Genomic DNA, 1,880 nt, shown 5'->3' with positions numbered 1-1,880 from the left:
GTTACCAACTCAGGTAAGATGCGTTCAATTGAGTAACTTACAAACTTCTGAGATTATAGCTAATACTTGTGATCATGAATCAATAAATTCTCCATCACTAAATATATGGCCTGCGCAGCACAGACAGCTAATTAGAGAGATGTCTAATGTTGATATAAGTTATATATGGCCAGAACAGTTAAACTCGGATAGTTTTTCAAGTGATGATACGGTTGCTCAGAAAAAACAAGTTAGCTTAGGTTTGAGTGTACCAGTATATGTTGCTGAAGGTAGTGAAAGACAATTGCGTTATGCCTTAAGCATTAAGTCGGATTTACCAATGCAAACAAATCGCAGAAGAGGTTCACTGGCAGGTTCAACTGTAGTAATTAATTATAAAGGTACAATTTTAGCTAGTCCAGATCCTGATAGAGTAGGGCGTAATATTTCTGATGGACCAGATGCAGAAAGGCTAAAACATATTATCAGAAATGCACAGGAAGGTAGAAAAGATTTTATCCACATATTCTCTTTTGAAGAAATAGATATTTCAAAAAAGAGTAATAGTAATCCTCTGAGAGAATTTATTGATGAATTTAAAAAGATATTGCCTGAATTATTGGGACTCAAATTATCAGCAGATGATGAATTTTTAGTAGGATATGCACCAACTTCTAGTCCTGTAGACCGTGATGATGATAAAAAGTGGATTGTTTTAGCTATTACACCTATAGACTTTGCTTTATCTGGTCTTAGACAAGTTCAAAAAGTTCTAATTATTCTGATTTTTGGTTTAGTTGGTGCTAGTGTTATGGCAACTATTTATTTGGCTCGTGATTTAGCTCGTCCTTTGGAAAAACTTAGAGATTATGCTCTTGCTGTCAATGATTTAGACTCTCCCAATAAAGTACCTATAAGTCTAAGAATTCGTGAATTTAATCAATTAGCAATTGCATTGGAAAGTATGGTCTATAGGCTTAAAAGATGGGCAAATCAATTAGAAGTTACTTCTAAAGAAGCTCAAGTTGCTAACCAGTTAAAAAGCGAATTTTTGGCTAATATTTCTCATGAATTAAGAACTCCACTCAATGGAATTATTGGCTCTATTCAATTGATTGATGATGGATTTTGTGATACGAAAGAAGAAGAAAAGGAGTTTTTGAAACAAGCTAATGATTCTGCCATTCATTTACTAGGAATTATTGATGATATCCTAGATATTCGTAGAATTGATTCAGAAACTTTATCGATATATTTGCAGGATGTCGATATTGGCAAATTATTACACGAAACAATAGATTCATTTAGAGAATATATTAAACAAAAATCTTTATTATTAAAACTAAATATTCCTGAACAAGTAATAATTGTTAACGCTGACCAAGAAAAGTTGAAGCAAGTGTTTGAAAATGTTATAAGTAACGCAATTAAGTTTACGGAAAAAGGAAGTATTAATATTTGTCTTATCCAAGAATACAATAACTTTATTGTTGCTGAAAATACAAATAATTTATCTGATAATTATGGTGGGAAAGAAAATCGGGTTTTAGTTAAGATTGAAGATACGGGAATTGGTATTAATCCAGAGCAACAAGATAAACTGTTTCAGCCTTTTGTGATGGTAGATGGTACAAAAACGCGTAAGTTTGGAGGAAATGGATTAGGATTAGCTATTTCTCGCGGTCTGATGGAAATGATGAATGGCAGTATTCATCTCTATAGTGAGGGAGTAGACCAAGGAACTACAGTTGATATTATTATGCCAATCAAGAAACAACAACCATAAGGGGGTTGGTAAGGGGGTGCTGGTTTCCCCACTCCTCCACAGGGTGGGGCGGAAAGCACCCCCTTACATAAATAAATGTTGATCCGCTTCGATCAAGATGTTTGTCTACCTCCCG

Annotated in this window: 1 protein-coding gene; it reads left to right on the top strand. The window is 34.1% G+C overall.

Annotated elements, in window-relative coordinates:
• Nucleotides 1-28: 28 nt before the first annotated feature.
• Nucleotides 29-1,765 (top strand): ATP-binding protein, encoded by a 1,737-nt coding sequence (locus F6K13_RS31160; protein ID WP_287289577.1) that lies wholly within the window; start codon nt 29-31, stop codon nt 1,763-1,765.
• Nucleotides 1,766-1,880: the final 115 nt, after the last annotated feature.

It is taken from the genome of Okeania sp. SIO2B9 (genome assembly GCF_010672505.1).
GTDB lineage: Bacteria > Cyanobacteriota > Cyanobacteriia > Cyanobacteriales > Microcoleaceae > Okeania > Okeania hirsuta.
This window is presented reverse-complemented; position numbering and strand designations above follow the sequence as displayed.